The 25,213-nt window shown below is 67.6% G+C and carries 23 protein-coding genes; 13 read left to right on the top strand and 10 right to left on the bottom strand.

Annotated elements, in window-relative coordinates; genetic code table 11:
• Window positions 1–151 precede the first annotated feature (151 nt).
• From MKK88_RS26920 to MKK88_RS26910, 3 genes are all read left to right on the top strand, one after another.
• Complete coding sequence (locus MKK88_RS26920) at window positions 152–565, top strand: hypothetical protein (protein ID WP_244005301.1); 414 nt, start codon at window positions 152–154, stop codon at window positions 563–565.
• A gap of 215 nt (window positions 566–780) precedes the next feature.
• Window positions 781–2,478: a Hint domain-containing protein gene (locus MKK88_RS33960; RefSeq protein ID WP_279602557.1), complete on the top strand. Its 1,698-nt coding sequence runs from the start codon at window positions 781–783 to the stop codon at window positions 2,476–2,478.
• Between the two features lie 45 nt (window positions 2,479–2,523).
• Window positions 2,524–4,044 carry a glycosyltransferase gene (locus MKK88_RS26910; RefSeq protein ID WP_244005299.1) on the top strand — a complete coding sequence of 507 codons (1,521 nt, stop codon included), beginning with the start codon at window positions 2,524–2,526 and terminating at the stop codon, window positions 4,042–4,044.
• Between the two features lie 118 nt (window positions 4,045–4,162).
• On the opposite strand, the gene MKK88_RS26905 is transcribed toward MKK88_RS26910, so the two are convergent.
• The 3 genes from MKK88_RS26905 to MKK88_RS26895 form a co-directional block, all read right to left on the bottom strand.
• Window positions 4,163–4,405, bottom strand: coding sequence for a DUF6894 family protein (locus tag MKK88_RS26905; protein ID WP_244005297.1), 243 nt, complete (start codon window positions 4,403–4,405; stop codon window positions 4,163–4,165).
• Window positions 4,406–4,530: 125 nt separating this feature from the next.
• On the bottom strand, window positions 4,531–5,253 hold the full coding sequence (locus MKK88_RS26900) for a Crp/Fnr family transcriptional regulator (RefSeq protein ID WP_244005295.1): 723 nt from the start codon (window positions 5,251–5,253) through the stop codon (window positions 4,531–4,533).
• Between the two features lie 140 nt (window positions 5,254–5,393).
• Window positions 5,394–5,720, bottom strand: coding sequence for an integration host factor subunit beta (locus MKK88_RS26895; protein WP_244005293.1), 327 nt, complete (start codon window positions 5,718–5,720; stop codon window positions 5,394–5,396).
• Window positions 5,721–5,896: 176 nt separating this feature from the next.
• On the opposite strand from MKK88_RS26895, the gene MKK88_RS26890 reads away from it, so the two are divergent.
• From MKK88_RS26890 to MKK88_RS26875, 4 genes are all read left to right on the top strand, one after another.
• Window positions 5,897–6,868, top strand: a complete 972-nt coding sequence (locus MKK88_RS26890; RefSeq protein WP_244005291.1) for a helix-turn-helix domain-containing protein — start codon at window positions 5,897–5,899, stop codon at window positions 6,866–6,868.
• Window positions 6,869–7,178: 310 nt separating this feature from the next.
• Entirely contained in the window at window positions 7,179–7,940 is a 762-nt protein-coding gene (locus tag MKK88_RS26885) for a hypothetical protein (RefSeq protein ID WP_244005289.1), read from the top strand.
• Between the two features lie 275 nt (window positions 7,941–8,215).
• A complete protein-coding gene (locus tag MKK88_RS26880) occupies window positions 8,216–14,257 on the top strand; it encodes an autotransporter-associated beta strand repeat-containing protein (RefSeq protein WP_244005287.1) in 6,042 nt (2,013 codons plus the stop codon).
• 46 nt (window positions 14,258–14,303) lie between these two features.
• Window positions 14,304–14,513, top strand: a complete 210-nt coding sequence (locus MKK88_RS26875) for a hypothetical protein (protein ID WP_244005285.1) — start codon at window positions 14,304–14,306, stop codon at window positions 14,511–14,513.
• A 3-nt stretch (window positions 14,514–14,516) separates the two neighbouring features.
• On the opposite strand, the gene MKK88_RS26870 is transcribed toward MKK88_RS26875, so the two are convergent.
• The 3 genes from MKK88_RS26870 to MKK88_RS26860 form a co-directional block, all read right to left on the bottom strand.
• On the bottom strand, window positions 14,517–15,692 hold the full coding sequence (locus tag MKK88_RS26870) for a hypothetical protein (protein ID WP_244005283.1): 1,176 nt from the start codon (window positions 15,690–15,692) through the stop codon (window positions 14,517–14,519).
• A 335-nt stretch (window positions 15,693–16,027) separates the two neighbouring features.
• Window positions 16,028–17,455, bottom strand: coding sequence for a hypothetical protein (locus MKK88_RS26865; RefSeq protein ID WP_244005281.1), 1,428 nt, complete (start codon window positions 17,453–17,455; stop codon window positions 16,028–16,030).
• A 1-nt stretch (window position 17,456) separates the two neighbouring features.
• Window positions 17,457–20,150 (bottom strand): hypothetical protein, encoded by a 2,694-nt coding sequence (locus MKK88_RS26860; RefSeq protein ID WP_244005279.1) that lies wholly within the window; start codon window positions 20,148–20,150, stop codon window positions 17,457–17,459.
• 159 nt (window positions 20,151–20,309) lie between these two features.
• Here MKK88_RS26860 and MKK88_RS26855 point away from each other — a divergent pair, with 159 nt between their 5' ends.
• Entirely contained in the window at window positions 20,310–20,528 is a 219-nt protein-coding gene (locus MKK88_RS26855) for a hypothetical protein (RefSeq protein WP_244005277.1), read from the top strand.
• A complete protein-coding gene (locus MKK88_RS26850) occupies window positions 20,525–20,785 on the top strand; it encodes a hypothetical protein (RefSeq protein WP_244005275.1) in 261 nt (86 codons plus the stop codon). Before MKK88_RS26855 ends, MKK88_RS26850 begins: the two co-directional genes overlap by 4 nt.
• Before the next feature lie 110 nt (window positions 20,786–20,895).
• Here MKK88_RS26850 and MKK88_RS26845 read toward each other — a convergent pair whose 3' ends face one another.
• Both MKK88_RS26845 and MKK88_RS26840 read right to left on the bottom strand, forming a co-directional pair.
• Window positions 20,896–21,795 (bottom strand): tyrosine-type recombinase/integrase, encoded by a 900-nt coding sequence (locus MKK88_RS26845; protein WP_244005273.1) that lies wholly within the window; start codon window positions 21,793–21,795, stop codon window positions 20,896–20,898.
• The gene (locus MKK88_RS26840) at window positions 21,792–22,145 is read right to left on the bottom strand and encodes a hypothetical protein (RefSeq protein ID WP_244005271.1); all 354 of its coding nucleotides are present in this window, start codon (window positions 22,143–22,145) and stop codon (window positions 21,792–21,794) included. The genes MKK88_RS26845 and MKK88_RS26840 overlap by 4 nt, the downstream gene beginning before the upstream one ends.
• Window positions 22,146–22,358: 213 nt before the next feature.
• Here MKK88_RS26840 and MKK88_RS26835 point away from each other — a divergent pair, with 213 nt between their 5' ends.
• Both MKK88_RS26835 and MKK88_RS26830 read left to right on the top strand, forming a co-directional pair.
• On the top strand, window positions 22,359–23,009 hold the full coding sequence (locus MKK88_RS26835) for a ParA family protein (RefSeq protein ID WP_244005269.1): 651 nt from the start codon (window positions 22,359–22,361) through the stop codon (window positions 23,007–23,009).
• Window positions 23,006–23,308 carry a ribbon-helix-helix domain-containing protein gene (locus MKK88_RS26830; protein WP_244005267.1) on the top strand — a complete coding sequence of 101 codons (303 nt, stop codon included), beginning with the start codon at window positions 23,006–23,008 and terminating at the stop codon, window positions 23,306–23,308. The genes MKK88_RS26835 and MKK88_RS26830 overlap by 4 nt, the downstream gene beginning before the upstream one ends.
• 212 nt (window positions 23,309–23,520) lie before the next feature.
• Here the strand turns inward: MKK88_RS26830 and MKK88_RS26825 are convergent, their stop codons facing one another.
• Entirely contained in the window at window positions 23,521–23,829 is a 309-nt protein-coding gene (locus MKK88_RS26825) for a hypothetical protein (RefSeq protein ID WP_244005265.1), read from the bottom strand.
• Window positions 23,826–24,104, bottom strand: coding sequence for a helix-turn-helix domain-containing protein (locus tag MKK88_RS26820; protein WP_243971435.1), 279 nt, complete (start codon window positions 24,102–24,104; stop codon window positions 23,826–23,828). Before MKK88_RS26820 ends, MKK88_RS26825 begins: the two co-directional genes overlap by 4 nt.
• 101 nt (window positions 24,105–24,205) lie before the next feature.
• Here MKK88_RS26820 and MKK88_RS26815 point away from each other — a divergent pair, with 101 nt between their 5' ends.
• Window positions 24,206–24,496 (top strand): hypothetical protein, encoded by a 291-nt coding sequence (locus tag MKK88_RS26815; protein ID WP_244005263.1) that lies wholly within the window; start codon window positions 24,206–24,208, stop codon window positions 24,494–24,496.
• A gap of 361 nt (window positions 24,497–24,857) precedes the next feature.
• The coding region (locus MKK88_RS26810) for a hypothetical protein (RefSeq protein ID WP_244005261.1) at window positions 24,858–25,213 on the top strand (356 nt) is incomplete at its 3' end.

Genomic DNA, 25,213 nt, shown 5'->3' with positions numbered 1-25,213 from the left:
GCCGCGATCGAGGCCTTCGCCCGCGAGCTGCTGGCCCACGTCGAGGCCAAGCGCGAGGACCGCTGACAGCGCCCCTCTCCGTAGCCGTGCGTACCGCCCCGGCCGGATCCCGCCGGGCCTTCCCCTTCATCGCGACCCGAGACCTGACACCATGGGCGACGTGCTCACTTTCACCCCGCGGCCGAAGCCGGTCACTGGTAACATTGCCAGTGAGCCGCTGACCGGCGCCGCACTACGCGCCAGCCTGGAGGAGGCGGCGCAAGTCGCCCTCGACGCCGCGGACCGCATCATTGCCGTGCTCGACAGCATGGACGGCGACGCGGACCACGAGGACGGCGGGGACGCTGAACCGTCCCTAGCTGCCCCTGAGAACGCCACCGGCTCACAGGTCACATGGCTGCGCGGGAACGATCAGGACCGCGAGGCAGAGGCGCCCGAGACCGCGTTGCCGGCGGTAGCCGCCGAGGCGACCGTGATCCACGTCGAGCCCCTGCGATGGGGCGGCCGCGGCAACGTCATCGCGGCGGCAGGCTCGTTCATCATCGACTTGCTGGAGCGAGCTTGATCGACGCTTCGTCAAGGGGCACGCCTGTCGCGCGAACAACACAGGTCCTGGTAAAACGACAGGTTGAAGGTACTAGTGACTGTCGTGTGATCGTAGCGACTCTCGACTCGTGGCGTCGGGATCCATCAGGTTAGCGGAACGCGCGCACGCCGGTCGTCGCGCAGCGCAGGCCGAAAGGTCGAAGCCGACGCAGCTCGCGAGCCTGTTGGATAAGTATGAACCCGATCACCTTCAACTTTACCGGTGCGATCCAGAACTATACGGTTACTATTGCTGGTGACTACGACCTATCCGCTTTCGGTGGTCAGGGCGGTGCTCACGCATCGTACACTGGTGGTTTGGGAGCTGCGACAGGTGGCACCTTTGGCCTGACGGCGGGCGAACAGCTTCGAATTGTCGTCGGCGATCAAGGTGCGGCTGCTACTGATACAGGCGGCGGCGGCGGCGGGACCTTCGTGTTCGGCAGCACTGACGGAGGGCAGACTTACTCCCTGCTACTAGCCGCTGGCGGCGGCGGCGGCGCGGGCGAAACTCAAAATGGCCACGGCGGTTTGGCTGCAGCAACCGGTGCCAATGGCACTGGTCTTGGGGGCGCGGGTGGAACCGGCGGCGGCGGAGGAGGCGGCGGTGCGGGCCTTTTGGGCGCAGGTGCCAACGGCAGTGGCGGCGGCAATGGTGCAGCCAGTTACACCAGTTTCGGGGCGGCCAGTGGTAGCGCCGGAGGTAGGGGCGGTTACGGCGGTGGTGGCGGCGGCAGCAGCTTTCCCGGCGGCGGCGGTGGCGGCGGTTATACTGGCGGTGCGGGCGGTAATTATGGTTCTGGCGGAGACGCTGGCTTCGGTGGCACGTCATACAACGCCGGCACGCCGAACACGGCCGAGACGGCCGCTGGAATTCATAGTGGCAGCGGGAGCGCGACGCTCCGGCTGCTCGCCGCTACTCCAACGCAGCCTGTCACGCCGGTCACTCCGAGCCAGCCCACCAATCCAGCCCCTCCGGCCAACAACGCCCCGTGCTACTGCACTGATACGCGCATCCTGGCTGACCGTGGCGAAGTCGCGGTCGAGGCTCTGGCGATCGGCGATGAGGTCGTGACCTCCTCGGGCGAGCACCGCCCCATCCGCTGGATCGGCAACCGCAGCTACATCGGCCGCTTCGCCAACACCAACCCCGCCGTCCTGCCGGTCTGCGTCAAGGCTGGGGCGCTCGCCGACGGCGTGCCGACCCGCGACCTGTGGGTCTCGCCCGACCACGCGCTCTACCTCGACGGCGTGCTCATCCCGGCCGAGTACCTCGTCAACGGTACCACCATCGTGAAGGCCGACCGCGTCGAGAGCGTCACCTACTGGCACATCGAGCTCGACAGCCACGACGTGCTGCTCGCAGAGGGCGCCCCGGCTGAGAGTTTCGTCGATGACGGCGGCCGGGCGATCTTCCACAACGCCGCCAGCTACCGCGCCCTGTATCCGCATCAGCCCGTGTGGCCGGTTGCGGCGGTCTACTGCGCTCAGCGCGTCACGCACGGCTACGCCCTGGAGGCGGTGCGCCGTCGCCTCGCGCTGCGTGCCGGTCTACCGGTGGCGCCCGCCCGCGTGTTCGGCGAGCTGCTCGGCCACCTCGACCTGTGCGACGGCAGCCGCATCACCGGCTGGGCGCAGGATCTCGCTCACCCGGATGGCCCGGTCTGCCTCGACATCGTCGTGGACGGCGCGGTGGTGGCGCTTGCCCTCGCCGAGACCTACCGGGCCGACCTTCAGGCTGCCGGCATCGGCGATGGCTGCCACGCCTTTGATCTGGAGCTGCCGCAGCCGCTCGCGCCGAGTGCCGCCCACACGGTCGAGGTTCGCCGTTCGGCCGATAGCGCCGTCGTCGGCTTGCTGCGCGTCGAGGCTGCGGTCGTCCTCGCCGCCTGATCGATGGTGCTACGCGGGCACGTCGATTGGCTGTCCCGCCGGCAGATGATCGGTTGGGCGCAGGACGCCGCTGCGCCCGATACCCCCGTCAGCCTGTTCATCTCGGTTGACGGACGGGTCGTGGGCCGCTGCCTCGCCGACCGCCCCCGCGAAGATTTGGTTCGCGAGGGCATCGGCCACGGCCGGCACGGCTTCGACTTCACCTTCCCCGAGGGCGTGCTGCCGGCGCTGGCCAGGTGCACAGTGGCAGTGCGCCGCGAAGGCGATGGAGCGGTATTGCCGGGTTCTCCCCGGGCCCTCGACCCGATCACCGCGTTCGATGAGGACTTGCAGGCACGGCTGGCGCACGCACTTGCCGAGCCGGTCGATTATGCAGAGCGCGATCGGCGGCTCGTCTTTCTCATGAAGGAGGCGCAGCGCCTGCGGCAGGCCGGGGCCGACGATGCCGGGATGGCGCCTGAACTCAGCAGCCGGCCGCGCGCGCTGGTGATCGATACCGTGATGCCGACGGCGGGCCGCGACGCAGGGTCGAACGCGATCCTCTCGCATGTCCGCTCTCTGCAGCGGCTCGGCTATGCTGTTACCTTCGCCCCCGCCGACATGGTTGGCGACGCGACTGCGCTGGAGGCCGAGGGCGTGCGCTGCTGCCTGTCGCCCTGGTACGTCACGGTGGAAGAGGTTCTGCGCCGGCACAGTGGGGCCTTCGCGCTCGTGTACCTGCACCGGGTCGATACCGCCGGGCGATACACCCAGCTCGTGCGCGATACGCAGCGGGGCGCGAGGCTGGTCTACAGCGTCGCCGACCTGCACCACCTGCGCACTGCGCGGCAAGCCGAGGTCGAGGGTCGCGTCGATCTCGCGGCCTACGCCGAGCACCTGCGGTTCTTGGAGCTGACCGCGGCGCGATCCGCGGACGCGGTCATCACGCATTCGACCGTTGAGGCGGCGCTGCTGCGCCGACACATCCCGGCCGAGCGGGTACACGTCGTGCCCTGGGCTGTGGCGCCAAACCCTACCACGGCACCATTCGGGCAACGGCGAGGGCTGGCCTTCATCGGTGGCTACAGGCACAAGCCGAACGTCGACGCGGCGCGATACCTGATCGAAGCCGTGATGCCGGCGGTAGCGACGTCAGGTCCAGCGATCCTGTGCCTTCTGGTCGGTAGCGACATACCCGAGAATTTGCGAGCCTTGGCCCTAACCCAACCAGGCGTCGAGGTGATCGGACAGGTGCCTGACCTCGCATCCGTGTTCGACGGCGTGCGGCTGACTGTGGCGCCATTGGCCTACGGGGCGGGCGTGAAGGGCAAGGTGCTCGACAGCCTCGCGGCGGGCGTGCCGTGCGTGTGCACGCCCGCAGCCGCGGAAGGCATCGACTTGCCAGAGCCGCTGGCGAGATTGGTGGCGGATACGTCGGTGGGACTGGCTCGGTCGATCATGGCGTTACACCAAGACGAAGGCCTGAACCAAGCCTGCAGCGAGGCTGGTTTGGCCTACGTGGCCGAGCGGTTTGGCGAGGGGCGGATCGACGACCTCATGCGACCGGCAGTCGAGCGCGCTGTCTAATCGACCCTCGCGCGGTGCTGGCTGGCCTGCTCTGAAGCGATCGGCGCCTTGCTGCCGGGCATTACTGAGCCCGAGCACGTCAGAGAGGTGCGGGCGATCCTGCTGCCGTCACATGATGTCAAGGAGTGCCATGCAGCCACTCGCCCTCGATCGTGAGGGTAGCTCGGTAGACAGGAATACCGTGGTCGTCCCGCATCGTGACGCTGACCTTCTCACCAATACGCCCGAGCGGCTGATCTTTCACCATGTCGGGGAGCGACCGAAGCACTTCCTGCGAAGCGGTGTGGGCATCATCGAAATCGAGGCCCACATCGTCGCTGACGTCACTGCCATTGCTCACATCGAAGAAGTAGCGGGCCATCGGCATCTCCAAAGGCGATGCCGCGCTAAACATGTATGCTGCAAAAAAGTTCTCTGGGCAGGTCGACTGGGCCTATTGGGGTATCTCACGCAACCCGGAACGCCCATCGAGCCAAAGCGAGCTACCTAATCGGCGAGGTGTAGATACTTCGGGTTAAAGTCAGCGACTTCACGCAGGGTGTCCCAGTCGTGGATCGTCAGCCGGCGGGCATACAGGTCCATCACACCCTGATCGCGCAGGGTTTTCAGCGTCCGGTTCACATGCACCGAGGTCAGGCCCAACGCATCGGCGAAGTCAGTCTGCCGGAGCGGCATCGGCATGCTGCAGCCATCGGTGAGATCAACAGTCTTGAGGCGTAGGTACAGTTCGCAGAAGAGGTGAGCCAGCTTCTGACGCGCATCGCGTCGGCCGAGGCTGGTGATCCACGCCCGGTGTGTAGCGGCTGTGATGACAGCTTCCCGCCAGAAGCACTGAGCGATGGCAGGGTATCGGTCCGACAACTTCTGCAGGTCGCTGTGCGGCACGAACGCGACGATGCTGCGGGTCACCGTAGCCATCCCAAAATCTGGCGACGGAAGGTGCAGGCTCTGCAGGTCCGGCAGATCGCCGGGTACATGGAATGACAGGATCTGACGTCGGCCGTCCGTCAGGAGCTGATAGCAGCAGGTCCAGCCATTGAGGATCACACAGCAATGGTTGGATGGGCCGCCTTCATAGAGGATATCCCGGGAGGCTTCGATCGTGCGGATGATGAGCGGCAGATCAAGGATCGCGCGTTCGTCCGCCTCGGGCAGTGGTACGGCGCCTCCCAGCCTGCGAGCCATCAGGCCGAAGACGTTCTTAGACATCACCATCGTATCACGCTGCGTCGAGCAGCCAGCACGCCCTTGATGCGGCCCCGAACTGCCGATCCTCCCAATCCTGCAACCAACCTAAAATATTGTATTCAGTTGCATGCCCAGTTCCCGGGCCGAACAGCCCCTTGCAATCAAGACGCGCGCAGAAGCCGTTCCGCCTCGTCCTCCGGCTCAATCCTCTGGTGGTTGAGCCGCGCCCGCATCGTCTTGGATAGCCTGAAGTGAACGGCCGTCTTGGCTGCCACCTCCACCCTGTCACCCGAGCGCGGGTTGCGACCGGTGCGGGCGCTCATCTCTCGGGCTGAGAAGGCGCCGAAGCCGCGCAACTCCACCCTATCGCCCGCGGCCAGCGCGTCGGTCATCCTATCGAGGATGGCGCCGACCACCCGCTCAACGTCCCGGGCATACAGGTGCGGGTTCTGCGCCGCGATGCGGGCGACGAGCTCGGATCGGATCATGCAGTGAAGGTGTCCAAGCCAAACCGGCCGGGGCAAGTGCGGCGACGCATTTTGCACCTGATGCGGCCGAGCACGTCAGACAGGCGCGGGTGATCTAGCCACCGCCTCCTCACCGACAGGCGAGCGGCGGAGACACCGCTGCCCGAGTCGTGCCAGCATAAGCGTCTGGAGGCTACATGCGCGAACTTTTCGATCGACTGATCCATGAGGGCGAAACGGGTATTCAGCGCTTGATCGATGAGCGGATGCAGGAAGGCGTACAGCTCGACTTCAAGCAGAAGGGTGACCCCAAGAAGGGCGGCTTCGACGCGAACGACAAGAAGATCCTAGCCAAGGCCGTTTCAGGGTTCGCAAACTCAGCCGGTGGCCTGCTGGTCTGGGGAGTGAATGCAGAGAAAGGGCAAGATGGCATTGACTGCGCTCAAGCCCCGTCTGCGCCGATAGCTCAGATCGAGTTGTTTTTGTCCGAGGCGACAACCCTCGTTGGGCAGCTCATCCAGCCGCGCCACGATGGCATTCAACTGTATGCGGTTCCGGCTGCGGCTGCTCCGGGATCGGGCTACTTGCTGATCTATGTGGAGCGCTCAGAACGCCGACCGCATAGCTCGGAGGCGAGTGGACAGAAGCAGTACTTCAAGCGCGCGGGCGACAGCTTCTTTGAGATGGAGCACTATGACGTTGAGGACGCGTTTAAGCGCCTAGCAGTTCCTGATTTGCATTTGGCGTGGAGGCTCGACATCATCTCAACGGATGGCGCCGGAAATCAAACATCTGAGCTCGTGCTGCAATTGAAAAATTTATCCGAAGTTACGGCTAAATACCCGTACTTATACTTGAAAGGTCATATATACGGCGACGTGCGTTCAGAGCCTCGATTTGATTATCGGCGGACCCAAGAAGGGGAATGGCTTTGCTTTTATGCGGGGGCCAATCAAGTCATAAATCCGGGCACAAGCTCATCTGTTGTTGAGATAAGATCAGGTATCGTCTTTCGCCCGTTCGGCTTGTTCGAGCTGAACAACGCTCGCGAAGGCCAATACCTCGATTTAGAATATCGCCTAGGCTGCGAGAATACTCGACAACGATCAGGTAGGTTCATCCTACCGATTGAGGCGCTGGCGGCCCGGTCCGGCGTGGCCGAGGGGTAAGGCGCACCTGCACATGCGCGCAACGTTGACTTAACCGTGCCGCCCGGCCGACATGGACCGTTCCGGCCGCACCCGCCTTGGCGAGTCGCGGCCCCCATCAGGAGCACAGCCACCGCGGATCTGAGACCCTGAAACGACTACGGGCCCCCTGTCGCCAAACAGAGAGCCCGCGAAATCGAAGTGGCCTAGTGGGGCCCATGTCAAATCCCCATCAGCCACAGCTCCCCTCGGGAGTCAACGGGAACGCCAATTCCCGGAGCGATGAAGTCGTGCCTTGATCACAGCCGCGGTCCGAAAAGGACCGGGTTCGATGTTTCACGCCACCATGCGGGGGGCGATCGAGGACGCGCGCACGCTCGCGCAGCTCGACAGCCTGTCGCGCACCATCTGGCAGGCCCACGCCGCCGAGACCGTCACCGACGCCGAGGCTCAGGGCTTGGCCGAGGCGCTACACACCCGCAGGAGCGCCGTGCGCGAGGCCGTGGCGCCCGTCGGCATCCCGCTCGGGCGTGTGACGCTGTTCCCGCCCAAGCGCCTCCAGCGGGCCCCTGAGCGATCCGTGGCCATTGAGCGCCGCCGCCGGCTGGCTTGCTCCGGTCCGATGCCGCCTGCGCTCGCCTCACGGTTCACCACCGGGCAGCTCGCGGTGCTCCGGATCGTCGGGGACGAGATGGCCCGCAACGGGGCCTGTGGCCTGTGCATCGACGCTATCGCGGCACGGGCGGGCGTCTGCCGGCGACTGGCGCAAGGAGCGATCCGGCTGGCCGAGGGCGACGGCCTGCTGACGATCCAAGAGCGGCGCCACCAGGGCCGGAAGTCGGATCCGAACGTGATCCGGATCATCTCCCGCGAGTGGCTGCAGTGGCTTCGGCGGGGAGGTCGATCCGCGGCCCCCGCGCTGTTGGGCAGCATAGGGTGCAAAACGCTTCACCCCACGGATAGGGGAGATCCACAGAGAGGGGGTGTGGATACGGAAGCGAAGAAGGGCTGCCGGAGGGCAGCGGACGACCTCTACGGATCAGACCGAACGAGAATCTGCGCGGATGGTGGGACGGAGCGAGCCATGCGGTGAAGGTCTGCGAGCGGACGGAATAGCGGACGGCGGTCCGGCACTTCGCCAAGCCGCTCAACGATTCGAGTAAAACGAGGTTACGTCGCGAAAGCAGACCTCCCGCGAACTCACGCCCCCGTGGACTGTGATTGTGGCTTCTCAGACACAGCAGACGCAAATCTATCCGCTCCTAGACGGCTGCCTATTCCATCAAACGTCGCTGTTAGGGAAACGCTTAATCTCGACCGTGGTCACTCGCTGCGACCCCACGGGTGATGGGGAATGGCAGGATCTTCATGGCCGACCGGGCATTGACGGGCCGGAATTTGCGGCGGGCGCTTGCGGCGAGCACGGCGTTGGTCTCGGCCGCCGTCCTGATGGTGCCGATGGGATGGTTTGGGCTGATCGGTTCATCTGGCCCGGCTTCCGCGAACGGCGGTAACGGCGGTAAGCCCGAAAATGGGTCTGCCGGTGGCGCCGGGGGCACGGGCTACGCCGGCGCGTTCAATGGAAACCAAAATGGCTCAAACGAGAGCGGCGGTGGCGGCGGCAGCGCGGGCGGTGGTGCGGGCGGCCAGGGCGGCGCGGATGTCGGCACAGATGGTGGCGCGGGCGGAACCGGGAGCGGGATCGGGGCTAGTGGTCTCGACGGCGCGGCGGGCGGGAACGGCATGCCTCCGAGTGAATGGTTTTACCCCGATGGCGGCGGCGGGGGCGGCGGCCAAGGTGGCTTCAACGCTTACGTGAACACCACGTTGACCAATGCTGGGACGCTGACTGGCGGCACCGGGGGCGCGGGCGGTACATCCTACAGCGGAATCGGTGGCGGCGGGGGCGGCGGCGCGGGTGGGTACGGCGCGGTCGTGACCGGAAGTGGAGCGAGCGTCGCCGCGCCGCTGACCGGCAGTAACAGCGGCGCTATCCTGGGTGGCACAGGTGGAGCCGGCGGCTTGTCCGGCGCCGGGAGAGGTTCCTTCCAAGGCGGTAATGGCGGAGACGGGGGTATCGGCGCGTTCTTCGCCGGCGATTACACCACCTTCACTAACCTTACCGTCGGCACCTTGACCGGAGGCGCCGGCGGCGTCGGGGGGGCCGGCACCTATCTTACGGGCGGGGCAGGCGGGGCAGGCGGGGCGGGCGCATCATTCGCCGGGTCAGGCGCGTCCCTAACCAACAACGCCACCATCACGGGCGGCAATGGCGGCGTCGCCGGCAGCGGCGCCGGCGGCGGCGGCCTCGTCAACATCGTGAGCGGCGTCGGCGGAACAGGCGTGTCATTCGCCGGGGCGGGCGCGATCCTGATCAACCTCACCGGTGCCAGTATCACTGGCGGTAACGGGGGCAACAGCAACAGCAGCAACGGTCGAGCTGGCGGCACTGGCGGCGCGGGCGTGTCGTTCGCCAGCACCGGCAACACTTTGATCAACAACGCCGGCGGCACCATCACCGGTGGCACGGGCGGCACCGGTGACTCCAGCCGGTCTAACCCTGCTGGCGCGGGCGGCGCGGGGGTGAGCGGAAGCGGTCTGACCATCACCAACGCCGGCGCCATTCAGGGCGGCTCTGGTGGGGCGACCGGCAGCGGTACCGCCGCGATCGGCGGCATCGGCGTCATCGGCGCCACCCTGTCCATCATCAACGCGGGCACGATCGCCGGGGGTCTGCCGGGCAGCGGAACTGCCGCTAATCGCGCCAACGCCGTCACCTTCACCGGCGGCGCCAGCAGCCTGGAGCTGCAAGCCGCGACTGCAGGCGGGCTCTATGCTGGCATCACCGGAGCCGTGGTCGTGCAGACGGCCAACGGCGCGTCCGGCACACTGCTGCTGGGCGGCGCAAACGCCAAAACCTTCGATGTGTCTGCTATCGGTGCCGTCGGCTCAGCTGCTCAGTACCAGGGTTTCTCTGCCTTCATCAAAACCGGTACGGTCACCTGGACACTGACCGGCACGACCACCGCCATCACCCCCTGGACGATCAATCAGGGTACGCTGACGGTCTCGCAGAACGGCAACCTCGGAGCGACCTCCGGTGGGCTGACCTTTGGTGGTGGAACGCTGGAGATCCTTGCCGGCCCCGCCCCCTTCACCAGCGCGCGGGGCATCGCACTCAATGCCGCCGGCACGGTGCAGGTCGATACGGCCGCCAACACCGCCACCCTGTCGGGCATCATCGCAGACAGCGCGAATGGGTCAGGTCACCTGACCAAGACCGGCGCCGGTACGCTCGTACTGTCTGGGACCAACAGTTACACCGGCGGTACGGTTATCACCGTCGGTACGCTCAGCGCCGCCAACCCCGCCGCGCTTGGCACCGGGGGCGCCACGGTCGCCTCCGGCGCGACCCTTGACGTCAACGGCGTCACGATCGCCAACTCCTTGACCCTCTCCGGCACCGGCGCCGGCGACGCAGGAGCGCTGACCGGCACCAGCACGGCTGGGGTTTCCGGGGCCGTCACGCTCGGCGCCAACGCCGCGATCGGCGGGACCGGCAGGTTGACCATCTCCGGAGCGATCGGCGACAGCGGCAATGGCTTCGGGCTGACCAAGGTCGGCGCGGGCACCCTCGTGCTGTCCGCCGCCAACACCTACTCGGGCGGCACGACGGTCTCGGCCGGCACGCTGCAGCTCAACCACCAGACCGGCGGCACCATCGACGCGGGCGGTACCGGCACGATCACGGTCGGCGACGCCGGGCTCGCATTCGCCCAGACCGGCACCTTAGCGAACCAGCTCACCTTGAACGGTACGATCGCCTCGCGCATCGGCGCTGCCGCTGGCACGACCACGACGCTCACGGGTGGCTTCGATGCCCAAAGGGCCCCACGCGTCGTCTTCGGGTCGTCGAGTGATACCGGGACGATCGTCCTTTCACCGGGTGGTACCGCTAGTGCTGCCAGGAGCCAGACTTACGAGATCGCCGGCGGGACGTTGCGCGCTGGGGACACCACGCTGGGCGGCATTTTTCTTGGGCTCGTCGGGACCCAGATCGACGCGGGGGGCACGCTCGACCTCAATGGTTTCACCTCGGCGATCCGCAACCTCCAGGGTGACACTGCCACCACCGGCGGCGTGCTGACCAACGCTGCAGGTACCACGACTACGATCGGCGGGGGCAGCTTCGCCGGCCAGATCAACGGCGCGGGCGATGTTGTCTTCAACGCCGCGTCCTCCGGCCTTTTCGGAATCGCACCCACCACAGGCACTACCACTCTGTCTGGCGTCAACGGCTACACGGGCGCGACCACGATCTACACCGGCGCCACGCTCAACCTGTCCGGCGCAGGCTCGATCGCCCAGTCCAGCGGCGTGGCCAACGACGGCACCTTCGACATCTCCGCCACGACGAATGGCACCTCGATCACCACGCTGTCGGGCAGCGGTGGCACCTCGCTCGGTGCGAAGACGCTGACCATCACGAACGGCTCGACGAGCTACGGCGGCGTGATGAGCGGCAGCGGCGGTCTCACCGTCTCGGGCGGTACCCAGACGCTCACAGGGGCCAACACTTACACCGGCGCCACCACGATCACCGCTGGCACGCTCGCCCTATCCGGAATCGGCTTGATCTCCGCCTCCGGCACCGTAGCGCTCGGCACCGGGGCCACCTTCGACATCTCCGGCCATACCGGCGGCACAGCGATCGCCGGACTGTCGAACACCGGGGCTAACCAGACCGGCACAGTTGCGCTGGGTGCCAACACTCTGACCCTCACGGCCGCGGCAGGCAGCTTCGGCGGCACAATCTCCGGTGCGGGCGGTCTGCAGCTGACCGGCGGCACTCAGATGCTCACCGGGGCCAATACCTATGGCGGCGGTACGACGATCGCCACGGGCGCCAGCCTTCAACTCGGCAGCGGTGCCGGCGGCGGCACCAGTGGCTCGATCATCGGCGATGTGGCAAACGACGGCACCTTGACCCTCAATCGCTCCAACGCAATGACCTTCGCGGGCGCGATCTCCGGCGCTGGCAGTCTCGTCCAGACAGGCTCGGGCACCACGACCCTGACCGGCACAAACCGCTACCAGGGCGGCACCGCCATCGATGGCGGCACCCTCCAAGTCGCAGCCGACACAAATCTCGGCGACGCGGCTGGCGCGCTCGCCTTCGGCGGCGGCACGCTGGCCACCACTGCTAGCTTCGCCACATCGCGTTCGACCACCCTCAGCGTCGGCGGCGGCACATTCGCGCCAGGGGCCACCACCACCCTGACGCAAGCTGGGGTCATCAGCGGCACAGGGCCGCTCACCGTGGCGGGTGTGGGTACACTTGCGCTGACTGGAGCCAACACCTACGCCGGTGCGACCACCATCAGCGCCGGCGCAACCCTGCAGCTCGGTACCGGCGGCAGCACTGGCTCAATCGACGCCACTGCCGCCATCACCAACAACGGCGCGCTGATCGCCAACCGGGCGGGCACGCTGACCCTCGCCGCGCCGATCTCCGGCACCGGCGTGTTCACCCAGGCGGGTCCCGGCACCACGATCCTGACGGCTCGCAACACCTACACGGGTGCGACTACCGTCGATGCCGGCACTCTGCAGGTCGACGGCGTGCTCACCGCCTCGGACGTGACGGTCAACCTCGGTGGCCGGTTATCCGGCTCGGGCAAGATCGGCGATCCGCTGATCAACGCCGGCGGCACGCTCGCACCGGGCAGCGCGACGAGCATCGGCACCCTGTCGATCACTGGACCGCTCACGTTCGCCCCGGGCTCGTTCTACCAGGTCAAGGTCACCCCCACCACCAACGATCGCACCGCGGTCACCGGCACGACGACGATCCAGGGCGGGACGGTGCAGATATTGGCGGGCTCGGGCACTTACACCCCGGCGCTGCGCTACACGCTGCTTTCGGCGAGCGGTGGCGTGATCGGCACGTTCACGAACCTGCAGACCACGAGCAACCTCGCCTTCCTGACGCCGTCGCTGAGCTACGATCGCAACAACGTCTATCTCGGCTTCGCGCAGACCGCGGCAGTGACGACGGTGGCGTCCACCGGCAACCAGACTGGCACGGCCACGGCGCTGAACGGGGCTGGGCCGACCGTGACCACGACCACGACGGCCAGCCCGACGCCGGCCACGACGACGAGCGTGGCGGCGAACGGCACGGTCACCACGACGATGACGAACAGCGGCGGCACGACGACGGTGGTCTCAACCCCAGCCGCGCAGGTCGCTACCGCGGTGCTGAACCAGACGGCGCCCGGCGCCGTGCAAGCACTCAACAGCCTGTCGGGCGAGGTGCAGGCCTCGGCGATCACGGCGCAGGTGCAGACCGCGTTCCTAGTGCAGGAGGCGATCCTCGACCACCTGCGCTTCGGTGAGAGCAACGGCTTCGCGGGGCCGGATCTCGGCGGCCCCGGTCTAACCGGTACGATCGGCCAGCGCTTCGCACCTGGTACCACCCTACCGGCGATGTATTCGGCTGATGTAGCTGGCGACCAGGCTGTCGGCCTGCTGTCGGTGCGCCCCGTGACCCCGAACTACGCGCTTTGGGGCCAGGGCTTCGGCAGCTTCGGCAACACCGCCTCGAACGGAAACGCGGCGCACCTGACCCGCCAGACCGGCGGCTTCGTGCTCGGTGGCGAGACCGGGTTCGGCGTACTGTCGGACGGGCTGTTCGACGACTTACGGGTGGGCGTGGCGGCGGGCTACACCTTCACCAGCTTCGATGTGACGAGTCGCCAGTCCACTGGCAATGTCGAGAGCGGGTTCGGGGCGGTGTACGGGCGTGCATCACTCAGGGCGATCCAAATCCGGGCGGGCGCTGCTTATGCCGGCAACGCGCTCGACACCCGCCGCACGGTGCTGTTCCCGGGCTTCAGCCAGGCCGATACGGGCAAGGCGGGCGGCGACACGGTGAACGGGTTCGGCGAGGTCGGCTACCGCATTGGCTTCGCGCAGGGTTACGTCGAACCGTTCGCTGGCGGGGCGGCGATCCATATCCGCCGGGACCGCTTCGCGGAGACCGGGGGTGCCTCGGCACTGACCGTGTTCGGGCGCTCCTACGACGTCGAGACGGCGACCGCGGGCCTGCAGGGTCAGGCGGTGCTGTCCGACCTGTTCGGGACGGCGACGCCGATCATCGCGCGGGGCCTGCTCGGCTACCGGCGAGCGTTCGGGGACGTGGTTCCACAGGCGCTGCTGGCGTTTGGCGGGGGCGAGCAGGCGTTCCTGACGGCGGGTGTGCCAATCGCGCGGGATGCGCTGGTGGCGTCTGCCGGCCTGGACGTGCAGGTGGCGGCCAACGTCACGCTGGGCCTGAACTACACCGGCCAGGTGGGCGCGCGGGCGCAGGACCACGCGGTCAAGGGAGCATTCAACTACCGATGGTGAGTGGTTGGGGCACGGGCAGGACCTATCAAGGCCGTAGGCTGCATAGGTGAGCGATGTCGTAGCCGCGCTACTCCTGGCGCTGGCGGCCGAGAACGCCGAACTGCGTGAGCAACTGGCCTCCGCTCAAGACATGCTCGTTGAAACCGCGATCGACGCCGGCAACATGCACGCCCTGGTCGAGGCTATAAGGACCGAGCGCGACGCGTGGCAGGAAGAAGCTGAGCAGTTGCGGGCGCAGGCCATGCGCAGGGCCTGAAAGCTACACGCCCCGCACGCCCGCATTCCGTAGGCTGGCATAGAACTTCCCCGGGTCGAACATGGCCCGCGCCTGCTGCAGGCTGATCGGCCGCGTACCGACATCCTGCGCGCCCATCATGCCGCCCGCCTTCTGCCCTTGCTTCTGCTGCGCTGCAGCCGCACCCTTGAGCGCGTTGGCGATCTGCGAATAGGGGCTGTTCTGCTGCGCCGCCGGGGCGTCGAAGCTACCAGACCCAGGCGTAAGGGCGAGCGGCTGACCCGACAGAGAAGCGACATCAGGGGTTGGCGAAGACTGGCCCGGCACAGCCGCGCCCTGCCCCACGATGCCACCGAGACCGAATGCGCCGGCCTGTGCTGTCGCACCCATCGAGGCGCCGGCCGGACGGGCGATACCCGGCGACATCTGCGACGCGGCACCCACCCCCGGCAGGGCCTGCCCACCCCCGAGGCTGTTGGCATAGGCCTGCGTCGTCGCCAGCCGGGCCGCATTCTCACCGCCCGGGCGATTATAGCCTGCAAACTTCCACGCATCCGCCATCAGCGCGTTGGCTTCCTGCGGGCTCTGGGCGTTCTGCAAGGCTCGCGTGAGCTGCGGGTTTTCTTGGAGGAGGAAGTTCGCCTGCGCGGCAACTGGATCGGCCGCGCCCTGCGTGAACGCCTTCATGTTCGCCAGCCGATCATCCCGCCACGACAGGATGCCGCCCGATGTGCCAGCCTGTCCGCTCTCGCTCGGGTCGGACCAGCTCCCCGTGATGTTCGAGGGCGAATACCGGCTCTCATGTTGCGCGTAGGCCGCGACCGCGCCGAGACCGTTCGGGTTCGTGAGGCCACCCTGCTGCAACGTCGAGATGAACCGGCCGCGGATGTCGCTCGGATCGTTCGTGGCCGCCTGCGCGCTCGACGGCCCCAGCGCGTTCATGGCCGCGGAGGCGAGGCCTTGCGCCTGCGGCTGCACAACGGCGGTCGGAGCGCCCGTCGGCGGGGTCGGCGAGTTGTAGCCGGTGAAGCCCGGAGGCGCGGCGGGCGGAACGTCCTGCGGCATGCCCTGGCTGACCCCGCCCTGAGCCTGTGCCTGGGCGAGGGCCTGCATCTGCAGCCAATCCGAGATTGACGGGCTGAGACCTGTATCGCCGCCCGCAAAAGAGGGTAGGCCGCCGAAGCCGTTGCCGTCGCTCATCTGGAATGCCCCATGGCTGCGAAATCCGGCCCGCTGGCGGGCGTCAGGCGATTTCGGGTGTCTGTGTGCGGGTTCGGGGCAACGGCCTTCCCAAGCCTCCGCGCTCGATCCTGGCGGCTATCGACAGAACGGCGAGGCGGAGCCACATTCTCAGGCATGCGCCGCGCCGCTGAAATCCTGACCACCCTTGTCGTCTTCGCGCTGGTGATGACCGCGCTGGGGTGGGGGGCGCGTGCAGCAGCCCCAAGCGTGGGTGATTGGTTGGCCGCCAGGATCGGCGAAGCAGGGGTTTGGGGTATTCTCGGCTTGGTTGTCATTGTGGGCGCCCTCGCGGCTTACCGCAGCAGCAGGTTGGGCGCCGGCAGGTAAGGCCCTGCCCGATCCGACTGAGACAGCATCGCCGCCTGCGTCCCACGTGCGCCGAGCTGCCCGAGCTGCGCCGCCCGTTGCTGCATCAGGCCCCGCGCGTTGATCGCGTCCAACAGCATGTTCAGCCGATCACCTTGTCCCAAGGTCACGGCATCGGCGAGCTGCCTGTTTCGCGCCACGTCGGACTCACGCCCCATGGCGTTGATGACCGCTTTGCCTGCGCGCGCCGCCTGCGACAGGGCATAGCCCTTCGGACCGCCCACGAGGCCCGCCATCGTCCCTCCGAGATCATCGCCCATCGTCGTGCGGGGCGCGATCCGGTCGTCCGCGTCGTCTCGCGCCAGCATGCTCCGAGCCCGGCGCAGCACGGCCTCCTCTGACCCGCGGGCCAGAGGCAAGCGGCCATCGATGGAATAGACCACGTTCTGCGCACTGACGGGATCCGTAGCCCCGTCCACCGCGGCTCCGATCGCCTGATTGGGGGCCATCCTCTGCCCCCGGAGATCCACGGTCGCGGTTGGGGCACTCTGCGCCGGTCCAAGGGCACCGTTCACGTCCTGCGCGAGGCGATCGCTGGTGCCGGCTGTACGGGCCATGATCGGCGCCGTCACGGCCTGCCGCGTCTCCGGCCGAACTGCGAGACCCTGCGCCTGACCTTGAAGCGATGGGCTGGCGTCAAGCAGCATCGCGGGCGAACCGAGTTCGTCCAGGCGGCTACGCACGGCATCGACGCCACCCGAGTGGGCAACATCTTCGCCGAGCATGCGCGTGGCGGCCGATCCGAAGCCGCTCTCAGGCGCGCGAAGGCCGCCGACGAGGTCGTAAAATTTGCGGATGCCGGCCCCGATAGCGCTACCAGCGGCCGGAGCGACAACGCCGAGAGCGCCCCCAGCAATAGCCCCGTTCCGCGCCTCGATAGGATCGCCACCGCTGCGAACGGCCGAGTCCGCACCGCCCATAATGGCACCCGTCCCCATCGAGGCGGCCGACCGGAGTGCTAGACCACCAGACCCCGCGCCGAACACTGCGGGAGCCGCCGCGATCAGCGGAGCCGTGCCCACGATGCCGCCGCCTATCTCGCCCGCGGTGGTCGCGCCGGGGTTCGCGTCCGCGGTCTGCTGGCTGTAGCCCTGAACCCGCTTCAGCTCGTCGGCATAGGGCTCACCGCTCTGTAGGGACCGGACGCCCGCAGCCGCATGCTCCAGGCCCGACAGCGCGTAGGGGCCGATAATCGGCACACCGTTGACGAGACCTCGCCCAACCGCTGCCGAGGCGTCACCGGCCACGCCCGCTGCAGGGGCATCCGATACGCTCGGGATCAGGTCATCGAACGACAATGCCGCCTGCTGGCCGCCCTGCGCAGGGATCAGGTCATCGAAGCTGAGACCAGCCATGTCAGAGGCTCCCCGGATCGATGTTGTTCTGGCGCAGCCGGCCAATCACGGCATCACGAGGAGCCCCGCGGGCGATGGCGGCGCGCGCCATGCCGAGGGCGTCGCCTGGCACCGGCAGACGTGCGCCGGGATCGGCCAGCGGGTTCGGGGTGCCCTGGCCGTACCGGTAGACCTCGGGCGTATCGACGTGGAAGAACCCCGTGCGCGCGGCGGCCTCGGGGGCAATCTTGGCGTACCGGTCGAGCGAGGCGTTGTGCGCGTCGATCGCGTGACGGGCCAGGGTCTCCTGCGCATCCACGATCTGCCGCAGGGCCTGCTCCGTCTTCGACCGGTCGCCGCCCGCGATGGTCTTGCCGAGCTGCAGGTCCATGTTGGTGGTATGTCCGGCTTGGCTGACCGCCTTCGCCAGCTCGGCCTGCTTCTGCGTCGAGGCGGCATCGAAGTTATAGGAGGCGTTGAGCTGGCTCGGGTCGATCCCGAGAAGCTGAGCGCCGATGGCCTGGGCCTGGGTCCGCCAGTCCGCGCCGGACCCCGAGATCACGCCTTTGTCGAGCGCTTCTTTCTGCCGGCTGATCGCCGCGAGCGTGCCGACGGCGCCTTGAGCCTTCTGGTAGCCGCCAGTGATGTTGTCGCCGATCAGCTTATCCAGCCCCTCGTTGGCCTTCTTGTCGGGCTGCGGAGGCACGAGCGTCCGCACGGTCGAGTTGCCGCCCTGGTCGCCCGCGGCGGCGTTCCCGGCTGCGTCCTTGCTGGGGAACAGGTTGCTCTTGTTGACCGCGATCGTGCCACCCTGGCCGTCGGAAATCGTGACGATGTCGTCCTTGGCGTGAGCGTCCTTCACGGTCGCCAGCGCGTCGGCCTTCCTCACCTCCTGGTCGAGGGGGATGCCCGAGGGTCCGAGATTTCGCCACGTCGAGGGGTCCTGATCGGGCCGGCCGAGGAAGATGTTGCCGCCGACCGTGAACTGCTGCGGGTCCTTGTTCATCTGCGACTGGATGGATGACAGGATCGCGGGGTTGAGCGTCGCCGCCTCCACCTGATCGGGAGACAGCCCCTTGCCTCGCAGGTACGCACGGGTAGCGTTCTGCTGCTGCACCTGCTGTTGCAACTGGTACATCTGGAGCTGTTGTTTCACGTCCCCCATGCGGCTCTGCTGGTAGCCCTGCAGGCCAGCGCCGATGCCAGCCCCGATGCCGCGATTGGTCAGCAGGCCGATCGACACGTTCATCAGCAGGTTGGACAGGTCTGGGCTGTTCAGGCCCTGCGCAAACCGCTCCATCAGGCTTTGCTGCGGACCGCTTTGAGGTCCGGCAGCCGACGGCGCGCCGCCCGTGGGCTGGCTGGGCGACTGCTGCCCGCCGATCGGCCGCGGGGTGCCGCTGATGACCGTTCCCGTGAGCGGATCGAAATCGCCCGTCTGTGCGAGGGCAGGCAGACCGGCAGCCGCGCCGCCAGGGCCGCCGCTGTAGAGAAGCTGGTCGGGGGCGTAGGCAGACCGCACCCGGTTCGGGGTGAGGGCCACCACCTGGTCGTCCCCGCCGTGCTCGGCGAGGTTCCGCAAGATCGCGGTATCGAGGCCCTGCTGTTGCGCCCGCTCGATCGCAGCGCCGATGTGGCCCCAACCGTAGGAGATGTTGCCGGACGGGTCGTGGCTGACGGGGAAACCCATCTCGGCGACCTGACGGGCGATGTCCCTGTCACCCTCACGGCGGGCCCGGTACGTCTCCATGTAGCCATCATGCAGCGACCCATAGCCGGGGCTGCTGTCGCGCACCGTCAGCTCGCGCGCCCTGGCGCTGAAAGCCGGATCGGTTTCGGCGAGGTGCGACAGGTCGAAGACGCCCGTCTTTCCCGGGTCCACCGTCGCACGGAACACGCGCGAGCCAGCTTCGGCGCCAGCTTTCGGGGAGCCGGCATAGGCGGCGGCAGTCTCGGGGTCGGGCGCGAAGAACACCGCACCGCGCTCGGCCGGGTTGTTGGCGAGCGAGGGATCGAACCGCTGGAAGTCCTGCCCAGGCGTCGACCCATGGTAGAGATCCCAGGATTTCGCGTTCGGATCGAGCAGCCGCGGACCGGGCGGGGGCGGCTCCAACGTCGGCTTGGCGGCGCTGATGGCGGAATCCATCGACGCCAACAGGTCGTCCAGGGATTGGCCGCCACCGAACGAACGAAGGGCACCCGCCGGCGCCTTGAACGGAAGGGATCCGGTCATTGCGAGCCCGGCCAGCCCGTTCGCAGCGTTTTGCGCCTCGTCCGTCGTGTGGCCCGTGGTCGGGTCCCAGATCGGCAACTCCCCGCTGTAGGCGCGCTGCGGGGCAGTCACGATCGACGTTGCCGCATCCCGCGCCCGGCCCGCAGCCGCACCTAGGAACTCCGAGGGGCTGATCGTGCCGTCCCGGAATTTGCCGATCAGGTCGCCGCTGCGCCCGAGCATGTCGCTGAGCATGCCGCCGATGCGGCTCCCCGCGTCGCCGACAGCCTGCGCATCGCCGGTCGCCCCGCTCATCATGCCGTTGAGTACGGACGACATGGACGGCAGGCCGCGTTGGGCCAGCGCGCCGTCGACCGCCGGGGGCACGGCTACCGCGGACGGCGCACCCTGGCTCTGCAACCACGCGCGCAGCTCAGGTGAGAGGCCAGTCTGATCGTCGCCCGAGGCGAACGACGGCAGGGCCGATCCGAAGCCGCCGGCCATCAGGCGCTCCCCGCAGAGCTGCACATGGCGCCGAGGATCGTCGGGTGAGATCACACCCAGCGAGGCAGCCGACATCGGCAAGGCGGTCTCGGCCCACATCGACGCCATCACGGCGGCGGATCTGAGCCGTCGCCTCGCCGAGATCGAGGGGATCCGCCGATGAAGCTCCACGACCTCAAGAGCCGCATCGAGCGTCTGGAGCACCAGAACCCGAACCTCAAACCGGGGCCGCATCGCTACACCGACGACGAGCTCGACGGCCTGATTGCGGTTCTGCGGCAGTCCGTAGCTGGCGAGCCGATCGACCCCGAGCGCGATGCATGGGCGGGCGCGCTGCTGGCGCGGGAAGGGCTCACGAACCCGGAGGCGTGGGCATGAGGCTGAAGGAGATCGAGGCCCGCATCGCCAGGATCGAAGCGAGCCACCGGGCTGACCCATTCGCCGGCATGACCTGCGAGGAGATCGAGGCCAAGGTACAGAGGAAGCTCGAACGTCTTATCCAGCGGTACGGGAGTTTCGCTGCGGTGGTCGCCGCGATGGAGGCATCCGGCGAGTACGCGCTGCGGGAAGGCGCTAGGCTGATGGTCAAGCGCTACGGCGCGACCCACGACGAGACCCGATCGGTTGCAGCTTGAAAAACTTGATTGTTTTCAAGTTGGCTGCCTCGCGCGTGCGCGCGTACTGGTCGCAAAACCCGCCGGCCGCCGCTGTTTCCGTGCTGTATTATCAGCTAGCGGCGCCCGGCCTACACCCCCAGAAACTTCGCGCTGCTCTCCGAAGGCCGCGCGTGCAGATACCGCCCTGTCGTCGCCACCGAGGCGTGCCCGAGCGTGGCCTGCACGAGGTGAATCGGTGCCCCACGATCGAGGCTGTGCGAGGCGTGCGCGTGCCGGAGCCAGTGCGCCGAGACCTCGCCCGGCAACCCAGCCCGGGCAGCCGCAGCCTTCACCACCCGGTGAACCGCGCTCGGATCAAGCGCCCCGCCCTTCCGCGACAGGAACACGGGCGCCTCGACCGACCAGTTGGTAGACTTTGCCGCTTGATTGTCGCGAAGGGCCATCAGCACCTTCCACGTCGCGGCCGACAATAGCACCGCCCGCGTCTTGCCGCCCTTGCCGAACACCGTTGTTTGCCCCGCCGAGTCGCGAGCTGCGAGATCCCGCCAGCGCAGGCCACACACCTCCGAGATCCGCAGGCCACCGCCGTAGAGCACCGTCAGCAGAACCCGGTTTCGCAGCCCGGGCTCCTGCCGGATCATCAGCAGCGCGTCGGCTTCCGCCATGATGCGTTCGGCCAGGGTGTTCTTGATCGGCGGCACCTTTACGGCCGCGCCGATGTTGAACCGCAGGAACCCGACCTCCTGCGCGAAGGCGAACAGGCTCTTGAGCGCCGCGGCCGTGAGCGCCACCGTGGCCGAGGATCCCGGCCGGGCCGCGATGTACTCCTGCAGCTCGCCCATCCGCACCGAGCCGAGCGGCTTGCCGACGTGCGCCATGAACTGGCGGGCCTCGCGCTCATAGTTCCGGCGCGTGTTCGGGCTGGCGGACCGGGCGAGCCACAGCCGGACCATCTGCGTGTCGTCGTCGGCCTGCGCGGGCGGCAGCGCCTCGACGGGGTCGGCTATCGGGACGAGGGCTGTGCTCATGACGCCAGTGTTCCGACAAGCTGTAAGACGAAGCCCACCAGGACCAGCCCGAAGCCGACGCGAGTGCCGCGCAGCAGGGCTAGTGCCTTCCGGGCTAGGCGCGCCTCTGCCAGCATCTGTGCCGATGTCGTGTAGGGTGGCGTGCCGTACATCCGGCGCTGCATGTCGCGCCGGATCTGGGCATCGCCGTTCGTGTCGGCCACTTCTTCCAGCCGCGTGCGCAAATCCTGTGTCAGGAGGATTACGACGCCGAGCACGTCGAGCGATAACCCCGCGACCGACAACACCTTGGCCAACGTGATCGGATCGCCGAGCACCGTGAACAGGACTGGGTTGAGCAGGTTCGGCACCGGGATCGCCTCAACGCAAGATAAGGGCACTTGTCTTGCGTAAGAGATGGTGCCACAACGGCAGCGCCGCAGCAAGGCACGTCGCTACGGTGCTAGCACGCTACGTCGATGCGCCAGAACGGTCGCACGGATCTGTCGACGCAGCGAAGCAGCGGCGAACGGGCGTGTCACGCTGCATCCGCACGACGACATCGAGACACGGGAGCACGGACGTTGCGAGTCGTCGCCTTCACCAGCCGGAAAGGCGGCAGCGGCAAGAGCACGCTGTGCGCGCACCTGTCTGTCTACGCCGATGCGCCGGACGCGCCGGCCCTTCTGATCGACACTGACCCGCAGGGCAGCCTCGCGCTTTGGCACGAGCTGCGCCAGGCCGAGACCCCTATTCTGGTGAAGTGTGAGGCCCGCGATCTACCCGACACCATCGAGGCAGCGCGCAAAGACGGGATCGGCTGGTGCTTCGTCGACACCCCGCCCCACAACACGGCCGATATCGCCGCGGCCATGCGCGTGGCCGACCTCGCCGTGATCCCGTTCCGACCGGCCGTCTTCGACATCGCCGCGGTGGCAGCGACGCTGGAGATGGCTCGCGCGATCGGCAAGCCGGTGCTGCCAGTCATCAATTCGGCGCCACCCAGGCGCGGTGTCCAGGTTGCACACGTCGTGACCGAGGCGCGTGAGGCGCTGTTCGCGATGAGCGCGACCCCGTGGGCCGGCCAGATCACAACCCGGGCTGCGTTCGCGCACGCGCTCGCCAGCGGGCAGGCCGTCGGCGAGTTCGAGCCGGGTAGTGCCGCGGCCAGCGAAGTTTCGGATCTGTGGCAAGAGACGCGTCGCGCGCTCGGCATCAAGGGATCGAAGAAGTGAGCAAGAAGCCCTCGTTCGCCAACCTCGGCGCCCGTCTGGCTCCGAAGGTCGCCGAGGCGCCCGCGGCCGCACCGTTGGCCGCGATGGAGGAGGCCGCGCAGGCAGAGGCAGTCGCGGTGAAGCCTCTGCGCGGCAAGCGCCAGCCGGACGGTCGCCGCGGGATCCTGGTTCGCGCGAGACCTGAGGCGTGGAGAGCCCTCAAGATGGTCGCGCTCGACCGTGAGGTGACGCTGCAGGACGTGATGACCGAGGCCATCAACGACGTACTCGCCAAGCACGGCAAGCCGCCAGTTGCGTGATGCCAGTAGCCCCGTATCGAACTGATTCGGCAGACACGTAGCGGCGTTGTTCGGCAGTTCCGCAGATATCTACGTTGCTACGGTGCTAGCACCATAGCTTGATACGTTGGTACGGCACTCGATATGTACGCCCCCACCAGCCGCGGCGCGGTCGGGATGTGCGCAAGGCCGGGCGAGCCGCGAGACAAGGCCGCCCGGCCGAAGCCTCGGGTTCAGTTGTCCAGCTTGCGCTTCGCGCCCTCGATCTGAGGCAGCAATTCTTTGAGCTGTGCAGCCGCATCGTCCCGGATCATGCCGGGCGCCATGCCGGCAATCAGGCCCAACCCGTTCAGGAACGTCAGCAGAGTCCGAATTTCGGCCTCGTCGAGATCCACGCTGCCAGCCGCCACCTTCTCCGAGACCCTGCCTGCCGCTTCGGCTTGCGCTTTCATCTCGGCTGCCTGCCGCAAGCCGTTCTCGGCTTGGTGCTTCATGAACCACCCGATGATCTGCGCCTGCTCAGCGCTGAAATCGATCTTCATGCCTCTCCCCTGCGCTTTCGGGTTCGAATATTGGCCGGCGGGTCACGCCGAAGCCGAACGCCAGGCAGGCCGCCATTCTCCGGCAGGAACACGGCGCCCTCGCGCTCAAGAGCCTTTTGCAGCCCGTCGAGGGTCATCGAGTTCGCGCTGATCGGCCCGTCTATCCGCTCGACCCGCTTGATCGTCTCGACCGACACGCCGGACAGCTCGGCCAACTCGCCTTGCTCCAGCTTCAGCATCGCGCGCGCGGCGCGCAACTGCTCTCCCGTCAGCATCTTACACCTATCATGCAAAAACATGCGCGTTGAGTGTTGACGCGCTATCGGGATGGGATTACACGATAAGGGTAAGCAGTGACCCGCGCAAGGCAAATCCGATGGCCCACCGCACCGTCTCTTGGACCCGCCTCTCCCGCTCGCTGCACGACAGCAAGCCCAAGATCCCCGCCGGCCTGATGGGCGCTCGCGTCCTGATCGAACTCGGCGCCCGCACCCGCCCCCTGGTCATCGGCGGCCAGTACGACCGCGCCGCCATCATGGCCGCCGCCTGCAAGGCCGCCACCGGCATCCAGGAGCGCTGCGGCGTCTCCCGCGCCGAGGCCCTGTCCTCCGCTCTCAAAGCCACTTGGCAGGTCGCCAAGGCCGCCCACCGCCGCGCCGCACACTGAGGAGCTGCACCCATGGCCGCTTTCGAGATCACTCATTCTGCCCGCAACGGCGCTAACACCACCGGTTCTGTCTGGGTCGAGCGTACCGGCAAGGTCTACACCTTCCTCGCGTTCCCGAACGGGGGCGTGATGCTGGCGAATGGCACCCGTTCTGTGCCCGCCAATCAACTCCGCGACGTTCGGCTGTTCGTGTCCAAGCGCTTCGCCGTGGTGTCGGCCGCTCCCGCGATGGTTCCGCAGCAGTGCCAGCCGCAGCAGGCCGACGCCGGGCGCCGCATTTTCCTGCGGGGCACGCTGACCGCCGGCATCCTCGCCGCCGCCGTCACTGTGACTCCTGACAGTGAGGCCGCCGCCCGGCTTCATGGCGTCGCCCGCTATCGAACCCGTGAACTTCGCTTGGATCCCGCAGGGCCTGCGGATCGAACTGGACCGCTTGCGCGACATCGCAGAGGCCGAGTTTCAGCGCCGGATATCCGCCCTGCGCGAGACGGGGAACGACACGCCCGAGTGGGCTGCTGCGCTCCGAGCCAGCCTGTTCCTGCCGGCGCTCACGGCTGCGATCGATCCCGGCAGCGTGGAGGCGGCCACGCTGGCGGCCCTCAGTCGGCCGGCCGGCCCCGATCCGGTTCTGGCGCTGATCGAGGAGCATCGGGCCGCCTACGCCGAGTGGGACCGTCTCGCCGAAGTTTGGAGCGAGATGCTGCTGGGTGATCCCGG

The organism is Methylobacterium sp. E-005, assembly GCF_022829725.1.
Taxonomy (GTDB): Bacteria; Pseudomonadota; Alphaproteobacteria; order Rhizobiales; family Beijerinckiaceae; genus Methylobacterium.
The sequence above is the reverse complement of the archived record's forward strand: the minus strand, read 5'-3'. Positions and strand labels throughout refer to the sequence as shown.